Raw genomic sequence first — 17,295 nt, 5'->3', positions numbered from 1 at the left:
AGTCCATGGCCACCGAAGTCAACCTCCCGGCGCTCGGCGAGTCCGTCACCGAGGGCACCGTCACCCGCTGGCTCAAGCAGGTCGGCGACTCCGTGGCCGTCGACGAGCCGCTGCTGGAGGTCTCCACCGACAAGGTCGACACCGAGATCCCGTCGCCCGTCGCCGGCACGCTGCTGGAGATCAAGGCCAACGAGGACGACACGGTCGAGGTCGGCGCGGTGCTCGCCGTGATCGGCGACGAGGGCGAGTCCACCGGTGGTGACGGCGCGCAGGAGCAGTCGGAGCCGGAGCCCGAGCCGGAGGCCGAGCCGGAGCCGGAAGCCGAGCCGGAGCCCGAGGAGCAGCAGGCCCAGGAGCCCGCGGCCGCCGAGGAACCCGCTCCTGCCGCCGAGGAGGCCGAGAAGCCGGCCGCTGAGGCCAAGCCCGCGGCGGGCGACGGCACCGCGGTGACGCTGCCCGCGCTGGGCGAGTCGGTCACCGAGGGCACCGTGACGCGCTGGCTCAAGCAGGTCGGTGACGACGTCGCGGTCGACGAGCCGCTGCTGGAGGTCTCCACCGACAAGGTCGACACCGAGATCCCCTCGCCGGTCGCCGGCACGCTGCTGGAGATCAAGGTCCAGGAGGACGAGACCGTCGAGGTCGGCGCCGAGCTGGCCGTGATCGGCTCCGGCGACGCCGCCCCGGCGGCCCCGGCAGCGGAGGAGAAGCAGCCGGAGCCGGAGCCGGAGCCAGAGCCCGAGCCGGAGCCCGAGCCGGAGCCGGAGCCCGCGAAGCAGGAGTCGACGCCGCCCCCGGCGTCGGCGCCCGAGGCGGCGCCGGTGACCCCGGCCGCCGAGACCTCGTCGGCTGCTGCCGCCCCGGCCGGTGGTGGCGAGGACGGCCCGGGCTACGTCACCCCGCTGGTGCGCAAGATGGCCGCCCAGCACGGGGTCGACCTGGCCACGGTCACCGGCACCGGCGTCGGCGGTCGGATCCGCAAGCAGGACGTGCTCGACGCCGCGGCCAAGGCCCAGCAGGCCCAGCAGCCGGCCGCCCAGCCGGCCGCGGGCGCGCCCGCGGCCTCGGCGCCGGCTCCCGCCGCGACGCCGTCGCCGCTGCGCGGCCAGACCGAGAAGCTGTCGCGGCTGCGCAAGATCATCGCGACCCGGATGGTCGAGTCGCTGCAGACCTCGGCGCAGCTCACGCAGGTGATGGAGGTCGACGTCACCAACATCGCCCGCCTGCGCGAGGCCGCCAAGGACGAGTTCCTGGCGCGTGAGGGCGTGAAGCTGACGTACCTGCCGTTCTTCGCCAAGGCCGCCATCGACGCGCTCAAGGTGCACCCGTCGCTCAACGCGACGATCGACACCGAGGCGGGCGAGGTCACCTACTTCGACCGCGAGCACCTCGCGATCGCCGTGGACACCGAGAAGGGCCTGCTCACGCCGGTCATCAAGGACGCGGGCGACCTCTCGGTGGCCGGGCTGGCGAAGAAGATCGCCGACGTGGCCGGTCGCACCCGCACGAACAAGATCGGCCCCGACGAGCTGTCCGGCGGCACCTTCACGATCACGAACCTCGGCAGCTTCGGCGCCCTGTTCGACACCCCGATCATCAACAAGCCGCAGGTCGCGATCCTCGGCCCGGGCGCGGTCGTCAAGCGCCCGGTCGTCATCGACGACCCGAACCTCGGCGAGACGATCGCGGTGCGCTACATGGTCTACCTGTCGCTGACCTACGACCACCAGCTGGTCGACGGCGCCGACGCCGGCCGGTTCCTGCGCGACGTCAAGCAGCGCCTGGAGTCCGGCCAGTTCGAGGTCTGAGCCGTCGCGAGTCCGCGGGACGTCATACGACCTGGTCGCCCAGACAGCCACCCCGTATGACGTCCCGGGGGCCGGCGCGGGACGTCATCCGACCCGGCCGCCCAGACAGCCACCCCGCATGACGTCCCCCGGGCCGGCGCGGGACGACGCTCCTATGGTTCGTCAAGTGGTGATGGGGCGGTTTTCGAGTAGGCGGTAGAGGTCTCTGGCGATGTAGCGCTTGAGGCATCGTTTGATCTCTCGTGGTGTCTTGCCTTCGGTGGTGCGGCGAGCGACGTAGTCGCGGGTGTCCTGGTCGTAGCGGATGCGTGAGAGCGCGATGGTGTGCAGGGCCCTGTTGAGTTGGCGGTCGCCGTAGCGGTTGAGCCGGTGTCGGGTGGTGATCTTGCCGCTGTTGGCCTTGATGGGGGCGACGCCGGCGAGCTTGGCGAACGCGGCTTCGGAGTGGATGCGACCGGGGTGGGACCAGGCGCACAGGACGGTCGCGGCCACGATGGGTCCGATGCCGGGCTGCGCGAGCAGGTCGGGTCGCCACCGGCCGACGATGGTCTTGATCGCCTTCTGATGGTCGGCGGCCTCCTGGGCGAGGGCCTGGGCGCGGCGGGCCAGGGACCGCAGGGCGGTGACCGTGGTGGTGGTCTCGGTGTCCCAGGAGGCGTGGGTTCGCAGGGCAGCGGCAGTCTTGATCATCGCGGGCAGCTGTTGGCCACGGAACCGGTCACGGATCTGCTCGGGGGCAGCGATGACCAGGCTGAACACCTGCCGCTGTGCGTCGGTGCCGGCCTGGACCGCGGAGCGTCGTGCAGCCAGCAGCACCGATAGGGCTTGGCGTTCCCCGCCCTGGCGCGGGGTGCCCCACCGGGGTCGCGCGAGCGCCTCGCGGGCAGCACGGACCGCGTCGAGGGGGTCGGACTTCTCCCCGTTGCGGCGTTGGGCCCGCTCGGGACGGTCGAGCTCGATGACCAGCTCCTCACCGCGAGCCAGGTGGTGGGCCAGGCCCGCGCCGTGACAGCCGGTGCCCTCGATCGCCCAGGCGCGCAGCACCGCGTGTTGGTCAGCGAACTCCACCAGCTGGGCGTAGCCCTCGGCGTTGGCTTCGACGGTGATCTCGTCGAGCACCCCACCGGTGCGGACGTCGATGGCGGCCGCGGCGTGGGTGTCGACGTGGGTGTCGACGCCGATCACGACGTCGACCAGATCACTTAGATCGGTCAGACTGGTCATGCGTTCCTCCTTGCCTGGGAGTGGATGTGGATCCGGTCCGGGCGGAGAAATCGGCAGGACTGTGATGAGACACGACGGGTGGGTCAACACCCGACGGTCAAGCTCCTGATCAGGCCAGCTACTCCGACCCGGGCCGGGGCCGAGGACCACGAGCGGACAAGTCGCCCCAAGGGCACGAAGCCAGTCATCCGACGGGTCACACCCGCAGCCCTCGACCCACAGCCCAGCACCATCAGGCTGCCAACGGAATCCTCACAGTCATCCGACCTGGTCGCCCAGACAGCCACCCCGTATGACGTCCCCAGAGCAGGCACCCCGAGGAGGCGGTCGGCTGGGGTCGGTCTGAGAGGCTGGGCCCATGCCGCTGAACGTCGTGATCGCCGGGGCGTCCGGGTTCCTGGGGACCCACCTGTCCGAGGAGCTGCGCCGGCGCGGCCACACCGTGGTGGCGCTGGTACGCCGACCGGCCGCCGGCGCCGGGGAGTCCAGCTGGGACCCCTACGCCGGGGTCTACGACCGTGAGGTCGTCGGGGCCGCCGACGTGGTGGTCAACCTGGCGGGCGCGCCGACGGCCGGCAACCCACACTCCGGGAAGTGGGCCCGGGAGCTGCGCGAGAGCCGGGTCACCACCACCCGGGTGCTCGCCCAGGCGATCGCGGACGCCGAGCGGACGCCGGCCTACCTCGCCGGCAACGGCATCTCCTGGTACGGCGACCGCGGCGCCGAGGTCCTGACCGAGGACTCGGCCGCCGGTGACGGTGGCCTGCTCACCGACGTCTCCCACGAGTGGCAGGACGCGGCTACGGCGGCCGTCGACGCGGGCGCCCGGGTGGCGTTCCTGCGCACCGCGCCGGTGATGGACCGCCGCGCCGCGCCGCTCAAGCAGCTGCGGCTGCTGTTCCGGCTCGGCCTCGGGACGCGGCTGGGTGACGGTCGACAGTTCATGCCGATGATCTCGCTGCACGACTGGGTCGGCGGCGTCGTCCACCTCGCCGAGCACGACGACGTGAGCGGCCCGGTCAACCTGTGCTGCCCCGAGACCCCGACGAACGCCGAGTTCACCGCGGCGCTGGCCCGCGCGGTCGGCCGCAAGGCGTTCCTCGCCGCGCCCGCCTTCGCGGTCCGCACCGGCGCCGGCGAGCTCTCCTCGGAGGTGCTGGGCTCGGTCAACGCCCGGCCCGCCGTGCTCGAGGGAGCCGGCTATACCTTCCGCGACGCCACCGTGCACGAGGTGGTCAGGGCGGCGTTGAGCTGACCACCCGCCACTCCCCCGCGGTCCGCCGCAGCACGACGCGGTGCCGGCTCGGCCGGTCGACCGGCAGGGCCACCCGGCCCGGCACGGTGACGCCGCCGACGAGACGGTCGGTCACGTCGAGCACCAGCCGCGCCGGCGTGTGACGTCCGCGCGGCCGGCCGCCGAGCCGGGCGTGTAGAGCGACCGCAGCCCGGCGACGTCACCGGCCGACCACGCGGCCGCTCGCTGCTCGTCCCAGGCGTCGAGCACCTCGACCGGGGTGAGGGCGAGCGCAGTGGGCAGCAGCAGCGGGAGGAGGACCACCCCCACCTCGTACCCCGTTCCGCGGGTCGTCCCGCCGGTCGTCCACAGGCCTGGGAGACTGACCGGGTGCTGAGCCGCCGCGCGCTCCTCCTCGGGGGCACCGCCGCCGGTGCCGCGGTCGTCGCCGGCGCCGCGTACGGCGTCGAGCAGGGTGCACTGCCCGGCCGGCCCTGGCTCCAGTCGACCCTGCACCTCAACGGCGCCGCGGGACAGGTCCCCGACGTCGTCCCCGGACGGGTCGACTCGGGCAGCTTCGTCTCGACCGCGCGGCTCGGCGCGGAGACCGGGTGGTGCCTGATCCACCCGCCCGGCGACCACGCCGTGCGCGACCTGCCGCTGGTCGTCGCCCTCCACGGCCTCGGCGAGGACCACACCTCGCTGCTCGGCCCGTCCTTCGGGCTGGACCGGTTCCTCGCCGCGGCGGTCCGGGACGGCGTCCCGCCGTTCCTGATCGCGGCGGCCGACGGCGGCAGGTCCTACTGGCACCCGCGACCCGACGGCGAGGACGCCTCGGCGATGGTCACCGACGAGCTGCTCCCCCTCCTGCAGCAGCGTGGCGTCGACACCCGGCGGGTCGGGCTGATCGGCTGGTCGATGGGCGGGTACGGCGCGCTGCGGCTCGCCGGACTCCTCGGCCCGGCGCGCGTCCCCGCGGTCGTGGCCTCGAGCCCAGCGATCTGGAGCGACCCGGCCGACGCGTCGCGCTCGGGCTTCTCCGGGCCGGAGGAGTACGAGCGCTACCGCGTCGTCGGCCACGAGGACGACCTCGTCGGCATCCCGGTGCGCGTCGACATCGGGACCGGCGACCCGTTCTACCGCGACGTCCAGGACTACGTCCGCTCGCTGGAGGACACCGGCGTCGACGTCACGAGCACGTTCGAGCCGGGCGCGCACGACCCGGCGTACTGGCGCCGCATGCTGGCTGCGCAGCTCGCGTTCCTCGGCCGCCACGTAGGCTCGGGGTCGTGAGGTTCGAGGACGCCGGTCTGGTCGACTACCGCGCCGCGTGGGACCTGCAGCGCGACGTGCACGCCCAGGTCGTCGCCGGCGAGCGCCCCGACACGGTGCTGCTGCTCGAGCACCCGGCGGTCTTCACCGCGGGCAAGCGCACCGAGCCGCACGAGCGCCCGGCCGACCCCGGCGGCGCGGAGGTCATCGACGTCGACAGGGGCGGCAAGATCACCTTCCACGGCCCCGGGCAGCTGGTCGGCTACCCGATCCTCACGCTGCCCGACCACGTCAAGGTCGTCGACTACGTGCGCCGGGTCGAGGAGGCGCTGATCCGCGCGTGCGCCGACCTCGGCGTCGTCACCGCCCGGGTGCCGGGTCGCAGCGGCGTGTGGCTGCGCGCCGACGACCACGGCCCCGAGCGCAAGATCGCCGCCCTCGGCATCCGGGTCAGCCGGGGCGTCACCATGCACGGCTTCGCGCTCAACTGCGACGTGGACCTCGCCTGGTACGACCGGTTCGTCCCCTGCGGCATCGCCGACGCGGGCGTCACGTCCCTGAGCCGCGAGCTCGGCCGCGACGTCACCGTGGCCGAGGCGACGCCGTACGTCGAGGAGCAGCTGCGCCGCTACCTCGACTGGACCCCCTACGACGCGACCCCCGACTACGACCCGCGCCCCGACCCCGCGCGCCATCCCCGGATCGAGCTCCTCACGCCGTAGCCTCTCGCCGGTGACTGAGCTCGTCATCGAGACCTCGGGGCTTCGCAAGGAGTTCAGCAGTCGCCGCGGACGCCGGGTCGCGGTCGACCGGCTCGACCTCGCGGTGCCCGCCGGCGGCGTCCACGGCTTCCTCGGGCCCAACGGTTCGGGCAAGACCACGACGATCCGGATGCTCCTCGGGCTGGCCCGGGCGACCGCCGGGGAGATGCGGCTCTTCGGTGAGCCCGTGCCCGCCCGGCTCCCGGCCGTCCTCGACCGGATCGGTGCGGTCGTGGAGAGCCCGAAGTTCTCCCCGAACTTCACCGGCCGCCAGAACCTCCTGCTGCTCTCCCGGTCCATCGGCGTGCCGGCGTCCCGGGTCGACGCCGCGGTGGAGACCGTCGGCCTCACCGGGCGCGACCGCGACCGCTACAAGGCCTACTCGCTGGGCATGAAGCAGCGCCTCGCGATCGCGGCGACCCTGCTGAAGGAGCCCGAGCTGCTCATCCTCGACGAGCCGACCAACGGCCTGGACCCGGCCGGCATCCGCGAGATCCGCGAGACCGTCCGCGGGCTCGGCGAGTCCGGGGTGACCGTGCTGCTCAGCTCCCACATCCTGGCCGAGGTCCAGCAGGTGTGCACCTCCGCCACGATCATCGGCCAGGGCCGGCTGCTGGCGTCCGGACCGGTCGACGAGCTGGTCGGGCGGAGCACGGCGTACCGCGTCGGCGCCCCCGACGCCGCGGCGGCCCGGCGGGTGCTCACCGAGGCGGGCTTCGAGGTCGGTGACGGGCTGGTCGTCGAGACCGACACCCCTGCGGCGGTCACCCAGGCCCTCGGTGCCGCCGGCATCTGGCTCACCGAGCTGACGCCGCTGCGCCGGGACCTGGAGTCGGTGTTCCTGGAGCTGACCGCGGGCACCGAGCTGGGAGCCGACCGGTGATCCGGCTGGTCGGGGTCGAGCTGACCCGGCTGCGGTGGCGCCGCGCCGTCCTGGTGCTCCTCCTGCTCGCGGTGGCAGTGCCCGCCCTCATCGCCGCGTCCCGGGTGTGGGCCACCCGGCCGGTGAGCGAGTCCGAGGTCGCGCAGGTCGCCCACGACAACGCGCACGAGATCGCGCAGTGCGCCGAGCACCCGCGCCGGTTCGGCCTGCCCGCCCGCGCCGGTGAGCAGCAGTGCACCGACCGGATCGTCGGCTGGTACACCGGTCGGGAGCAGCTGACCCTCGCCGGCGAGCGCAGCGGCGGCTCGGGCATGGGCGTGGTGGCCGTCCTGACCGCGCTGCTGGTGCTCGCCGCGACGACGTTCGTGGGGCACGACTGGGCGAGCGGGTCGATGAGCAACCAGCTGCTCTTCGAGAGCCGGCGGACGCGGATCTGGGTCGCCAAGGCGGTCGCGGTGACGCTGGTGAGCCTCGTGGTCTCGGCAGTCGTCAGCGCGGCGTACTGGCTGACCCTGTGGGCCGTCGTCCGCTCCCGCGACCTGCCGCTGCGTCCCGGGGCTCTCGGTGACGCCCTGGCCTACGGGTGGCGCGGGGCGGCGTTCGCGACCGCCGCAGCCCTCGGCGGCTACGCCCTGACCATGCTGCTGCGCAGCACCGTCGCGACCGTCGGCGTGCTCTTCGGAGTCGCCGTGGCCGGCGGCATCGTCATCGCCGCCGTCTCCCTCGGCGAGCAGTGGCAGCCGCAGAAGAACGTGTCCGCGATCGTCAAGAACGGCACGACCTACTGGGTCGAGCCGCCGGCCGCCTGCAACGGCGGGGTCGTCCCGGACGGCGTCGACTGCCGCCCGGTGCACGACCTGTCGCTGTGGCACGGGATGGGGTACTACGGGGTCGCGCTCGTGGCCGCAGCAGCAGCGTCGGTGGCGTCCTTCCGGCGGCGGGACGTGCCCTGAGCCGGGCTGGCCCCGCCGCGTAGACTCGGTCCACGTGACGCAAGCCCCCTCCTCCGATGGACGCAAGCTGCTCCGGCTCGAGGTCCGCAACGCCGAGACTCCGATCGAGCGCAAGCCGGAGTGGATCAAGACCCGGGCCAAGATGGGCCCGGAGTACAAGCACCTGCAGGGCCTGGTGAAGTCCGAGGGGCTGCACACGGTGTGCCAGGAGGCGGGCTGTCCCAACATCTTCGAGTGCTGGGAGGACCGGGAGGCGACGTTCCTCATCGGTGGTGACCAGTGCACGCGGCGGTGCGACTTCTGCCAGATCGACACCGGCAAGCCGCAGCCGCTGGATCGTGACGAGCCGCGGCGGGTCGCGGAGTCGGTGCAGACGATGGGGCTGCGCTACGCCACCATCACCGGCGTGGCCCGTGACGACCTGCCCGACGGTGGGGCGTGGCTGTACGCCGAGACGGTGCGCGCGATCCACGAGCTCAACCCGGGGACGGGGGTGGAGAACCTGATCCCGGACTTCAACGGCAAGCCGGACCTGCTGGCCGAGGTGTTCGAGTCGCGTCCGGAGGTGCTGGCTCACAACGTGGAGACGGTGCCGCGGATCTTCAAGCGGATCCGGCCGGCGTTCCGCTACGACCGGTCGCTGGGGGTGCTGACCGCGGCGCGGGACTTCGGGCTGGTCACCAAGTCGAACCTGATCCTGGGCATGGGCGAGACCCGTGAGGAGGTCTCCCAGGCGCTGCGCGACCTGCACGACGCGGGGTGTGAGCTGGTCACCATCACCCAGTACCTGCGGCCCTCGGTGCGCCACCACCCGGTCGAGCGGTGGGTCAAGCCCGAGGAGTTCGTCGAGCTCGCGGCCGAGGCCGAGGAGATCGGGTTCGCGGGCGTGCTGTCCGGCCCGCTCGTGCGTTCGTCGTACCGCGCCGGACGGCTGTACCGTCAGGCCGTGGACGCCCGCGCGGGCGTCGGCCCGGCGGTCGGGCTCGTCGAGAGCTCCTGACCCGCGAGCACAGACCCACACGAGCAGAACGAGGCAGCAGCAGACCATGGCGAAGGACCCCAAGCCCGTCGACCCGGACAAGATGAGCCGGACCGCGCAGTTCGTCGAGACCTTCAAGATGGCCCGGCGCACCGACTCGCGCCTGGTGCCGTGGCTGCTCGGCTCGTTCCTGCTGGGCGCGGCGGCCGGCTTCGCGGTCTTCTGGCTCCTGCTGCCCACCGACGGGGTCATCGGCGTCATCGTGACCGTCGTCAGCGCGCTGCTGCTCGGCATCCTGCTGGCGATGATCGTGTTCGGCCAGCGGGCCCAGAAGGCGGCCTACGCCCAGATGGAGGGCCAGCCCGGTGCGGCCGCGGCAGCGCTGCGGATGCTGCGGCGCGGGTGGAAGACCGACCCGGTCGTGGCGTTCAACAAGCAGCAGGACATCGTGCACCGGGTCGTGGGACCGCCCGGGATCGTGCTGGTCGGCGAGGGCAACCCCAACCGGCTGCGCCAGCTGATGACCAACGAGCACCGCAAGCACGAGCGCGTCGTCGCCGACGTCCCGATCCACGAGGTGGTGTGCGGCAACGGTGAGGGCCAGGTCCCGCTGCCCAAGCTGGTCAAGCACATCCAGAAGCTCGGCAAGGCCGTCAAGCCCGCCGAGATGACCGACATCCTCAACCGGCTCAAGGCGCTGGACGCGAACCGCTCCAACATCCCGCTGCCCAAGGGTCCGGTGCCGACCAGCATGAAGGGCATGCGCCAGAACATGCGGGGTCGCTGACCACCTGCGACCGGTGCGGGGGCACGCCCCCCGGTGGTCGAGCTCGTCGAGACCCCCGCGGGGGTACGCCCCCCGGTGGTCGAGCAGCGAGCGCCAGCGAGCGCCCGTCGAGACCCCGTGACGGACCCACGGCCTCAGCCCCGACGGTCACCGCCCCAGACCGGTACGCGGGTCTCGACGAGCTCGACCAGCGGCTTCAGGCGCTCGGGGTGGATGCCCCCATCGAACCGAAGTCCGGCATCGTCGTGACCTGGTCGGCCGGCGGCGCCTCGATGTCGACGTCCTCGCCCCAGCCGGTCAGCGTCATCTCCATCGAGCCCTTCGCCCCGGGACCGACGGGCAGGTCGTCCATGCGCATCTTGGAGAAGCGGCCCTGGTCGTCCAGCCACACGTCGTACGACAGCGTCTTGGGCATCTGCGAGGTCAGCTCCTTCGGCAGCTGGCTCCCCAGAGCCTGCATGCCCTTCTGGAGGTCGACCGTCATCCGGTAGTGACCCAGGCCGTCCTCGTCGCCGACGTAGACGACCGAGGAGACGCCGTCCTCCATGGCCGTCATCGCCTTCGCGGGGTCGAGCTGGTCCATCATCGTGCCGAGACCCATCGCGGCGAACGGGCCCTTCGGGTCGGAGGGGTCTATCTTCCAGAACTTGCCCTGGGTCAGCTCGCCCATCGACATGTAGAAGATCCCGTCGACGAACCGCACGTCCATGGAGCCGGCGACGCCCGCGCCTGCTGGCAGCTTCATCGTCATCGCCATGCTCGGCGGCGTCGAGGTGTAGTCGACGTCGCCCTGCATGGTCATGGCGCCGCTGGACCCGAGGTCCATCGTCATCTGCGTGTGAGCGGTGGTGCTGGCGTCCAGGCCGTCCTTCACCGTCGCGACGAACTCCTGCGGGTCGACCTGGTCACCCTCGTGCAGGCCGGTCAGGACCGCGGCTGCCGCCGGAGCGGGCTCCTCGGCCTGCGAGCCAGAACCGCCCTCGGAGCCGCACGCGGCCAGTCCGGCGACGAGCAGGGGCGCCGCGGCGAGCGCGGCGAGGGCACGGCGAGCACCGAGAGTTCGCGTCATGCACGCACGCTACCTCGCCGTGCCCAGCCGGCCGTCAGCTCTGGCCGGTCAGCCCGTCCATCGACATGCCGTCGGGCATCTGCATGATGTCCGACTCGGGCGGCGCGGAGATGTCGACGGGCTCGCCCCAGTCCGACATGGCCACGGTCACCGAGCCCAGCTTGCCCATGTCGATCTGGGTCTGGCGCAGCATGCCGTCGCTGTCGGTCCACACGTCGTAGGTGACCAGGCTGGGCAGCTGCGACCCGGCGGACGAGCCGTTCTGGAGGTCCATGAACGCCTTGCTGCGCACCTTCATCGTGTAGTGCTGCAGCGTCTCGCCGTTCACGTCCTCCTCGCCGACGTAGGTGACGTCGTCGATGGAGTCCTTCATCGCGTCCAGACCGGCCCCGGGGTCCAGCTGGTCCATCAGGCCGCCGCTCAGCGGCGAGTTCTTGCCGTTGAGGTCCATCTTCAGCCACTTGCCGTTGCCGAGCTGGGCCATCTGCATGTACATGACGCCGTCGACGATGCGCAGCCCGATCTGCTGGCTGCTGTCCGCCGAGCTCGTCATGGTCACCGACATCTCGGGCGGGTTGGCGCTGTAGTCGACGTCGCCCTCCATCGTCATCGCGTCGGACCCGCCCGTGGTCGTCATCGTCAGGTGGGCGGTCGTCGCGTCCTCGACGCTCCCGAGCACGTCGTCGACGAAGGTCGCGGGGTCGAGGGTCTCCCCCGCGGTGGGTGAGGAGGCGTCGGCCGACGGCGACCCGCTGGACGAGGTGGAGGACCCACCGGACGAGTCCGTCGCGGTCGAGTCGTCGCTGCTGCTGCAGGAGGTCAGCCCGGCGAGGGCGACCAGGACGGCGGCCACGGCCGCGGTCCGGCGTACCGGAAGGGAGCGCATGCCCTCAGGCTAGGGCGCCGGACGGCGGCGCGCCGTGGCCCGAAGGGACCATCACGAGGGCACTTGGTCCCGGGACCTCAGCACGTCGAGCGTGACCGTCGCCGAGCCGGCCACGGTGTCGTGGAGGCCCCGCCGGTCGGGGCGGAAGACCAGCGGCGGGATCACCAGGGCGACCAGCACCGCCCGCGCGAGCGCGCGCAGGGGGTCCACCCGGCCGCCGTCCTCGACCCGGACGACCCGCAGGCGGGTCGCCAGCTTGCCGAAGGAGCCCCCGACCGTGGAGGTCAGCAGCGCCGACTCAAGCACGAAGAGCAGCAGCGTGAACCACTGGTCCGGGCTGCCGGTGGCGAAGTACGACGCCGGCCCGACGAACAGCAGCACGACCGCCAGACACGCCAGCCAGTCGACCACCAGCGCCAGGACGCGGCGTCCCCAGGACGCGGTGTCGTAGGGCAGCGTGGCGAACGTCGGCACGCCCGCAAGCGTAGGCGGCAACGTCACACGACCGGAGGCCGGGCACCTGTTACATCGCGGAAACAAACCGGATACGGTCGAGAAACTGCCCGTGCATACGTTGCGAGCACCGTCGGAGCAGCGTCGCCCCGGCCCCTTCCGTACGAAGGCAACATCAGGGCTGACCCGAGCGTGCAGCCAAGGAGGACCGAATGTTCCAGAACAGCGACGAGCTGCTCAAGTTCATCAAGGACGAAGGCGTCGAGATGGTCGACGTCCGTTTCGTCGACCTGCCCGGCATCGAGCAGCACTTCACCGTCCCGGTCTCGTCGTTCGACCAGTCGGTCTTCGACAGCGGTCTCGCCTTCGACGGTTCCTCCATCCGGGGCTTCCAGGCGATCAACGAGTCGGACATGGCGCTGTTCCCGGACCCGACGACGGCGTTCGTCGACCCGTTCCGGGCCGCCAAGACGCTGAACCTCAGCTTCTTCATCCACGACCCGATCACTGGCGAGGCCTACTCGCGCGACCCGCGCAACATCGCGCGCAAGGCGCTGGCGTACCTCTCGACCACGGGCATCGCCGACACCGCCTTCTTCGCCCCCGAGGCGGAGTTCTACATCTTCGACAGCGTCCGCTACTCCACCACCGCCAACGAGGGCTACTACCACATCGACTCGGTCGAGGGCTGGTGGAACTCGGGCAAGGAGGGCGAGAACCGCGGGTACAAGACCCGGTTCAAGGGCGGCTACTTCCCGGTGGCGCCGTACGACCACTACGGCGACCTGCGCGACGACATGGTGAAGAACCTCGAGGCCTGCGGACTGCTCGTCGAGCGCTCCCACCACGAGGTCGGCACCGCCGGCCAGGCCGAGATCAACTACAAGTTCGACACGCTGCTCAAGGCCGCCGACGACGTGATGAAGTTCAAGTACCTCATCAAGAACACGGCGTGGGAGGCCGGCAAGTCGGTCACCTTCATGCCGAAGCCGATCTTCGGCGACAACGGCTCGGGCATGCACGTGCACCAGTCGCTCTGGAAGGACGGCGAGCCGCTGTTCTACGACGAGACCGGGTACGGCGGTCTGTCGGACGTCGCCCGCTGGTACATCGGCGGCATCCTCAAGCACGCCCCGTCGCTGCTGGCGTTCACCAACCCGTCGGTGAACTCCTACCACCGCCTGGTGCCCGGCTTCGAGGCCCCGATCTCGCTCGTCTACTCCTCGCGCAACCGCTCCGCCTCGGTCCGCATCCCGATCACGGGCTCGAACCCGAAGGCCAAGCGCGTCGAGTGCCGCTTCCCCGACCCGTCGGCGAACCCCTACCTCGCGTTCTCGGCGCTGATGCTCGCCGGTGTCGACGGCATCAAGAACAAGGTCGAGCCGCCGGCCCCGATCGACAAGGACATCTACGAGCTCCCGCCGGACGAGATGGCCGAGATCGACCAGGTCCCGACCTCCCTCGGCGCCGTGCTCGACGCCCTCGAGGCCGACCACGACTTCCTCACCGTCGGCAACGTCTTCACGCCCGACCTGATCGAGACGTGGATCGACTACAAGCGCACCAACGAGATCGCCCCCGTGCAGCTGCGCCCGCACCCGCACGAGTTCGAGCTCTACTACGACATCTAACCGGGCCTCCGGCTGCGGTCATTCAGCAACGCCGAACGACCGCAAAGAACAGCCGCTGACCTGCACAAACGCCGCCGAGCGACCTTTTGGTCGTTCGGCGGCGTTTGCTGTTGGTAGCCGCTCGTCTGTTACAAATCCGGTACAAATTTGGGTAGCGCCATCTCCTGCCACACGGTCCTCAGGGGACTCTTCGGGTAGGTCGCGGCACGGGTCGGTTGCCCGAGCCACCAGCCTGGCATCGCACAGTTGGGCAACCACCGCCGCGATGCCCGAGTCATCTTGCTGCCACATCGTTTCCGCCGACGTGATCGCTCCCATGCCGCCGTCGGACATAGGTGCCCGTAGACCAACTGTCCGTCAACGCCGCGAGGAGGGGCTGGATGATGGCAACGAACTCGAACGTGCCGGCTATGGAACCGGGAATCTTTGGGCCGCGGCGGCGCGGAGACCGCGGAAGCCGGGCACCCAGGCTGGTCGAGGCCCAAGAACTGTGGGACATCGACGATGTCGCTTCCTATCTTGGCGTGACAAAGCAGACCATCTACTCCTGGCGGACGACAGGTTACGGCCCGGCCGGCTTCCGTGTCGGCAAGCACCTGCGCTGGCGGGCAGCAACCGTGATCAATTGGACGGTGCGACTCGAGGAGAATCAGTGATACCGACAGGCCATCAGCCTGACCCGGAATCGACTCCATCGCCACCAGCGAGCAGATGCTCATCAGCATGTTTGGTCACCCGGTCCGACGCTGCCGAGGGCTGCCATGGCAAGCATTAGCTCTGGGAGACCATCCGACGACGGCAGCCCTCGCTACGTCGTCAACTACCGAGATCCCGAGGGGCGGCAGCGTCGTAAGACCTTCCGACGCAAGGCCGAGGCGGTTGCGTTCCGCAACACGGTCGAGGCGGACAAACTTCGTGGAACCTACCTTGATGTCGACGCAGGCAGGATCTCATTTCGCGCCTATGCCGAGGAGTGGCTCGACAGTCGGACCTTCAGTCCGCTGACCTACGAGGCGACCGAATTGCGACTCAGGCTCCATGTGTTCCCGACGCTAGGACACCTCGAGCTGCGACAGATCAAGCCGTCGACCATCCAGAAGCTCCTACGGTCGATGGAGATGGCCGAGACCTACCGGCGCGTCATCTTCTCTAACGTGTCTGCCATCTTCTCGGCTGCGGTCGACGACGACATGATTGCCAAGAATCCGTGCAAAGCGAGTTCAGTGACAAGGCCCGCAACGTCGCGCCGCAAGGTGGTGCCTTGGCCGACCGCGTGGGTCTCCTCCATGCACGACGCGCTTCCGCCGCAGTACAGGATCGCAGTCACGTTGGGATCGGGGTTGGGACTACGCCAAGGCGAGGTATTTGGGCTCGCGGTCGAGGATGTCGACTTCCTCCGCGGAGTTGTGGAGGTCAGGCGGCAAGTCAAGGTGTTCGGAGGCAACCGCCTGGTCTTTGGCCTGCCGAAGGGCGACAAGACCCGAACCGTCCCCTTGCCCGAGAGCGTCGCGACGGAACTCAGCAACCACCTCGCTACCTACCCGCGACGGAGCATTACGCTTCCGTGGGGAACTGAAGCGCCCCAGGTTCTCTGCCGGTCCTATACGGGTTGCGGCTCTCGGTTGAAAGTCGCGTAGTGGGCCTGCTCGAACTCCACGGGGGTCATCATCCCAAGGGTCGAGTGCAGGCGCCTGTTGTTGTACCAGTCAACCCAGCCGGCGGTGGCGTACTCGACGTCGCCGAGGGTGCGGTAGGGGCCGGCGTGGAAGATCGTGGTGCGGATGCACTCGGTCTTGTAGAGCCCGATGACGCACTCCATCAGAGCGTTGTCGTAGGCATCTGCCACTGACCCGATCGAGGGTCGGATCCCTTCCTCGGCCAGGTGCTCGGTGAACGCGATCGCGGTGTACTGAGACCCGGCATCCGCGTGACCGATGAGTTCACCTGGCACGACGGGGTGGCCCTCGCGGCCGCGCTGCCACAGCGCTATCCTCAGGGGCACGTCGACGAGTTCGACGGCCTTGGTCGAGGCGATGTTCCACGCCACGATCCGTTGGGCGAAGACGTCGAGGATGAAGGCGACGTAGACGAACCCGGCCCAGGTGCGGACATAGGTGAAGTCCATGACCCAGGTCCGGTTCGGAGCCACGGCGGTGAAGTCGCGGTCCAGCAGGTCACCGGCACGGTTGCCGTCCTTGCCCGGGATCGTGGTCCGGATGCCTTTGGAGCGTCGAACCCCTTGCAGGCCTAGGGATCGCATCGCCCGATCCACCGACCCAGGTGAGACCCAAGGCGACTGTCGGCGCACCGTGGCGGTCATCTTCCGGCGCCCGTAGAGCCCCTCAGGGGTCATCCTGCGCACGCCTTGGTGGTCGACCTGCCACACGATGTCGCGCACCAGGTTGATGACCATCGCGTCGCTGATGGTGCGCGCTGCGGGCCGGCGGTTGGTGCGTGCCCATTGCCGGTAGGACCTCGCGGCGACCTGGCAGCCCTGCTCGCGCAGGACCCGACAGATCGACTCGACCGCGTGGCCCTCGGTACGCAGCTCGTCGATGAAGGCGACGATCAGCGATTGCGGGGGTCGAGTTCCCCCGCGAAGAAAATTGAGGCCCGGCGAAGGATCTCGTTGTCCTCCTCGAGCCGGCGCACCTTCGCCTTCAGCTCGCGGATCTCAGCCAGCTCCTCGCTGGTGGCGCCCTGACGCTGACCGCCGTCGACCTGGGCCTGGACCGCCCACCGACGAACGGTCTCCTTGCCCAGCCCTTCGCGTCGCGCGACGGCCTCAGCAGCCGCGGTCAACGACGGGTACTCGGCCAGGTGATCCAGCACCTGCCGCACGCACCGCGCCTTGACCGCAGGATCGATCTTCTTCGGCATGCTGCTCATCCTCCTGGACTCAAACAGGAGCGGCATCAAACCTGGGGCGCTTCAAACGCCCCAGGCGGACAAGAAGTCGAGCGCAGGGCTCATACTCACCACACGCGAGCGTTCTGCCCTCAATCGCAACTACTTCAACACACGGCTCTGGAAGCCCGGCCAAGCCCATGTGGGCATCGAGCAATCGCGTGACAACGGCATGCACGCTCTACGCCACTGGTACGCCTCCGTGCTGCTAGACGCCGGCGAATCGATTCGCGCCGTGTCCGAATACCTCGGCCACAGCGACCCCGGGTTCACCTTGCGCACCTACACCCATCTCATGCCCAGCAGCACGGAGCGAACCCGTGCAGCAGTGGATGCGGCCTTTGCAGCCGGGCGCCACGCGGGCAAAGAGGCTGACACAGAACTCGAGCAACCCTCTCGGGGCTAGCGGGCGCCAGTCCAGCAACGCAAGTTGACTGACTACCGCAGCGAC

Annotated in this window: 20 protein-coding genes; 12 read left to right on the top strand and 8 right to left on the bottom strand. The window is 70.3% G+C overall.

Going from position 1 to position 17,295, the window contains the following annotated elements:
- The first annotated feature begins 5 nt into the window (after positions 1-5).
- Positions 6-1,805 (top strand): 2-oxoglutarate dehydrogenase, E2 component, dihydrolipoamide succinyltransferase, encoded by a 1,800-nt coding sequence (gene sucB, locus ACILRH_RS04935; protein ID WP_395691256.1) that lies wholly within the window; start codon positions 6-8, stop codon positions 1,803-1,805.
- Between the two features lie 162 nt (positions 1,806-1,967).
- Here the strand turns inward: sucB and ACILRH_RS04930 are convergent, their stop codons facing one another.
- Complete coding sequence (locus ACILRH_RS04930) at positions 1,968-3,029, bottom strand: IS110 family transposase (RefSeq protein ID WP_395690555.1); 1,062 nt, start codon at positions 3,027-3,029, stop codon at positions 1,968-1,970.
- A 358-nt stretch (positions 3,030-3,387) separates the two neighbouring features.
- Between ACILRH_RS04930 and ACILRH_RS04925 the strand changes: the two genes are divergently transcribed.
- Positions 3,388-4,284, top strand: coding sequence for a TIGR01777 family oxidoreductase (locus ACILRH_RS04925; RefSeq protein WP_395691254.1), 897 nt, complete (start codon positions 3,388-3,390; stop codon positions 4,282-4,284).
- On the opposite strand, the gene ACILRH_RS04920 is transcribed toward ACILRH_RS04925, so the two are convergent.
- Both ACILRH_RS04920 and ACILRH_RS04915 read right to left on the bottom strand, forming a co-directional pair.
- Positions 4,265-4,399: a hypothetical protein gene (locus ACILRH_RS04920; protein WP_395691253.1), complete on the bottom strand. Its 135-nt coding sequence runs from the start codon at positions 4,397-4,399 to the stop codon at positions 4,265-4,267. The genes ACILRH_RS04925 and ACILRH_RS04920 overlap by 20 nt on opposite strands.
- On the bottom strand, positions 4,396-4,587 hold the full coding sequence (locus ACILRH_RS04915) for a hypothetical protein (RefSeq protein WP_395691251.1): 192 nt from the start codon (positions 4,585-4,587) through the stop codon (positions 4,396-4,398). The genes ACILRH_RS04920 and ACILRH_RS04915 overlap by 4 nt, the downstream gene beginning before the upstream one ends.
- Before the next feature lie 66 nt (positions 4,588-4,653).
- Between ACILRH_RS04915 and ACILRH_RS04910 the strand changes: the two genes are divergently transcribed.
- Genes ACILRH_RS04910 through ACILRH_RS04885 form a run of 6 tightly spaced genes read left to right on the top strand, consistent with a single transcriptional unit; the run spans position 4,654 to position 9,898 of the window.
- A complete protein-coding gene (locus ACILRH_RS04910) occupies positions 4,654-5,556 on the top strand; it encodes an alpha/beta hydrolase (RefSeq protein ID WP_395691250.1) in 903 nt (300 codons plus the stop codon).
- Positions 5,553-6,257 carry a lipoyl(octanoyl) transferase LipB gene (gene lipB, locus ACILRH_RS04905; RefSeq protein ID WP_395691248.1) on the top strand — a complete coding sequence of 235 codons (705 nt, stop codon included), beginning with the start codon at positions 5,553-5,555 and terminating at the stop codon, positions 6,255-6,257. The genes ACILRH_RS04910 and lipB overlap by 4 nt, the downstream gene beginning before the upstream one ends.
- Positions 6,258-6,267: 10 nt before the next feature.
- The gene (locus ACILRH_RS04900) at positions 6,268-7,179 is read left to right on the top strand and encodes an ABC transporter ATP-binding protein (protein ID WP_395691246.1); all 912 of its coding nucleotides are present in this window, start codon (positions 6,268-6,270) and stop codon (positions 7,177-7,179) included.
- Positions 7,176-8,132: a hypothetical protein gene (locus ACILRH_RS04895; protein ID WP_395691244.1), complete on the top strand. Its 957-nt coding sequence runs from the start codon at positions 7,176-7,178 to the stop codon at positions 8,130-8,132. Before ACILRH_RS04900 ends, ACILRH_RS04895 begins: the two co-directional genes overlap by 4 nt.
- Before the next feature lie 34 nt (positions 8,133-8,166).
- Positions 8,167-9,132, top strand: coding sequence for a lipoyl synthase (gene lipA / locus ACILRH_RS04890; protein ID WP_395691242.1), 966 nt, complete (start codon positions 8,167-8,169; stop codon positions 9,130-9,132).
- A 46-nt stretch (positions 9,133-9,178) separates the two neighbouring features.
- Positions 9,179-9,898, top strand: a complete 720-nt coding sequence (locus tag ACILRH_RS04885) for a DUF4191 domain-containing protein (protein WP_395691240.1) — start codon at positions 9,179-9,181, stop codon at positions 9,896-9,898.
- A gap of 196 nt (positions 9,899-10,094) precedes the next feature.
- Here the strand turns inward: ACILRH_RS04885 and ACILRH_RS04880 are convergent, their stop codons facing one another.
- The 3 genes from ACILRH_RS04880 to ACILRH_RS04870 are packed head-to-tail and all read right to left on the bottom strand — an operon-like array spanning position 10,095 to position 12,327.
- Positions 10,095-10,967 (bottom strand): hypothetical protein, encoded by an 873-nt coding sequence (locus ACILRH_RS04880; RefSeq protein WP_395691238.1) that lies wholly within the window; start codon positions 10,965-10,967, stop codon positions 10,095-10,097.
- 34 nt (positions 10,968-11,001) lie between these two features.
- Positions 11,002-11,853 (bottom strand): DUF6612 family protein, encoded by an 852-nt coding sequence (locus tag ACILRH_RS04875; RefSeq protein WP_395691237.1) that lies wholly within the window; start codon positions 11,851-11,853, stop codon positions 11,002-11,004.
- A gap of 51 nt (positions 11,854-11,904) precedes the next feature.
- Positions 11,905-12,327, bottom strand: coding sequence for an RDD family protein (locus ACILRH_RS04870; RefSeq protein WP_395691235.1), 423 nt, complete (start codon positions 12,325-12,327; stop codon positions 11,905-11,907).
- 191 nt (positions 12,328-12,518) lie between these two features.
- Here ACILRH_RS04870 and glnA point away from each other — a divergent pair, with 191 nt between their 5' ends.
- The gene (gene glnA, locus ACILRH_RS04865) at positions 12,519-13,937 is read left to right on the top strand and encodes a type I glutamate--ammonia ligase (protein WP_395691233.1); all 1,419 of its coding nucleotides are present in this window, start codon (positions 12,519-12,521) and stop codon (positions 13,935-13,937) included.
- 18 nt (positions 13,938-13,955) lie between these two features.
- Here the strand turns inward: glnA and ACILRH_RS04860 are convergent, their stop codons facing one another.
- Positions 13,956-14,270 carry a hypothetical protein gene (locus ACILRH_RS04860; protein WP_155993199.1) on the bottom strand — a complete coding sequence of 105 codons (315 nt, stop codon included), beginning with the start codon at positions 14,268-14,270 and terminating at the stop codon, positions 13,956-13,958.
- A gap of 50 nt (positions 14,271-14,320) precedes the next feature.
- On the opposite strand from ACILRH_RS04860, the gene ACILRH_RS04855 reads away from it, so the two are divergent.
- Complete coding sequence (locus ACILRH_RS04855; protein ID WP_218279195.1) at positions 14,321-14,593, top strand: AlpA family transcriptional regulator; 273 nt, start codon at positions 14,321-14,323, stop codon at positions 14,591-14,593.
- 105 nt (positions 14,594-14,698) lie between these two features.
- Positions 14,699-15,574, top strand: a complete 876-nt coding sequence (xerC, locus tag ACILRH_RS04850) for a tyrosine recombinase XerC (protein ID WP_395691230.1) — start codon at positions 14,699-14,701, stop codon at positions 15,572-15,574.
- On the opposite strand, the gene ACILRH_RS04845 is transcribed toward xerC, so the two are convergent.
- Positions 15,538-16,817, bottom strand: a protein-coding gene (locus tag ACILRH_RS04845; RefSeq protein WP_395691228.1) for an IS3 family transposase whose coding sequence is annotated in 2 segments (ribosomal slippage) — positions 15,538-16,544 and positions 16,544-16,817 — 1,281 coding nt in all. Because the reading frame shifts where the segments join, the coding sequence is not laid out codon by codon here. The genes xerC and ACILRH_RS04845 overlap by 37 nt on opposite strands.
- Between ACILRH_RS04845 and ACILRH_RS04840 the strand changes: the two genes are divergently transcribed.
- Positions 16,816-17,250, top strand: coding sequence for a tyrosine-type recombinase/integrase (locus tag ACILRH_RS04840; RefSeq protein ID WP_395691226.1), 435 nt, complete (start codon positions 16,816-16,818; stop codon positions 17,248-17,250). The two genes, ACILRH_RS04845 and ACILRH_RS04840, sit on opposite strands and share 2 nt — an antisense overlap.
- The last annotated feature ends 45 nt before the right edge of the window (positions 17,251-17,295 follow it).

Source organism: Nocardioides sp. (genome assembly GCF_044226765.1).
Taxonomy (GTDB): Bacteria; Actinomycetota; Actinomycetes; order Propionibacteriales; family Nocardioidaceae; genus Nocardioides.
Note: the sequence above shows the minus strand (reverse complement) of the source record. Positions and strands in the feature narration are given on the sequence as shown.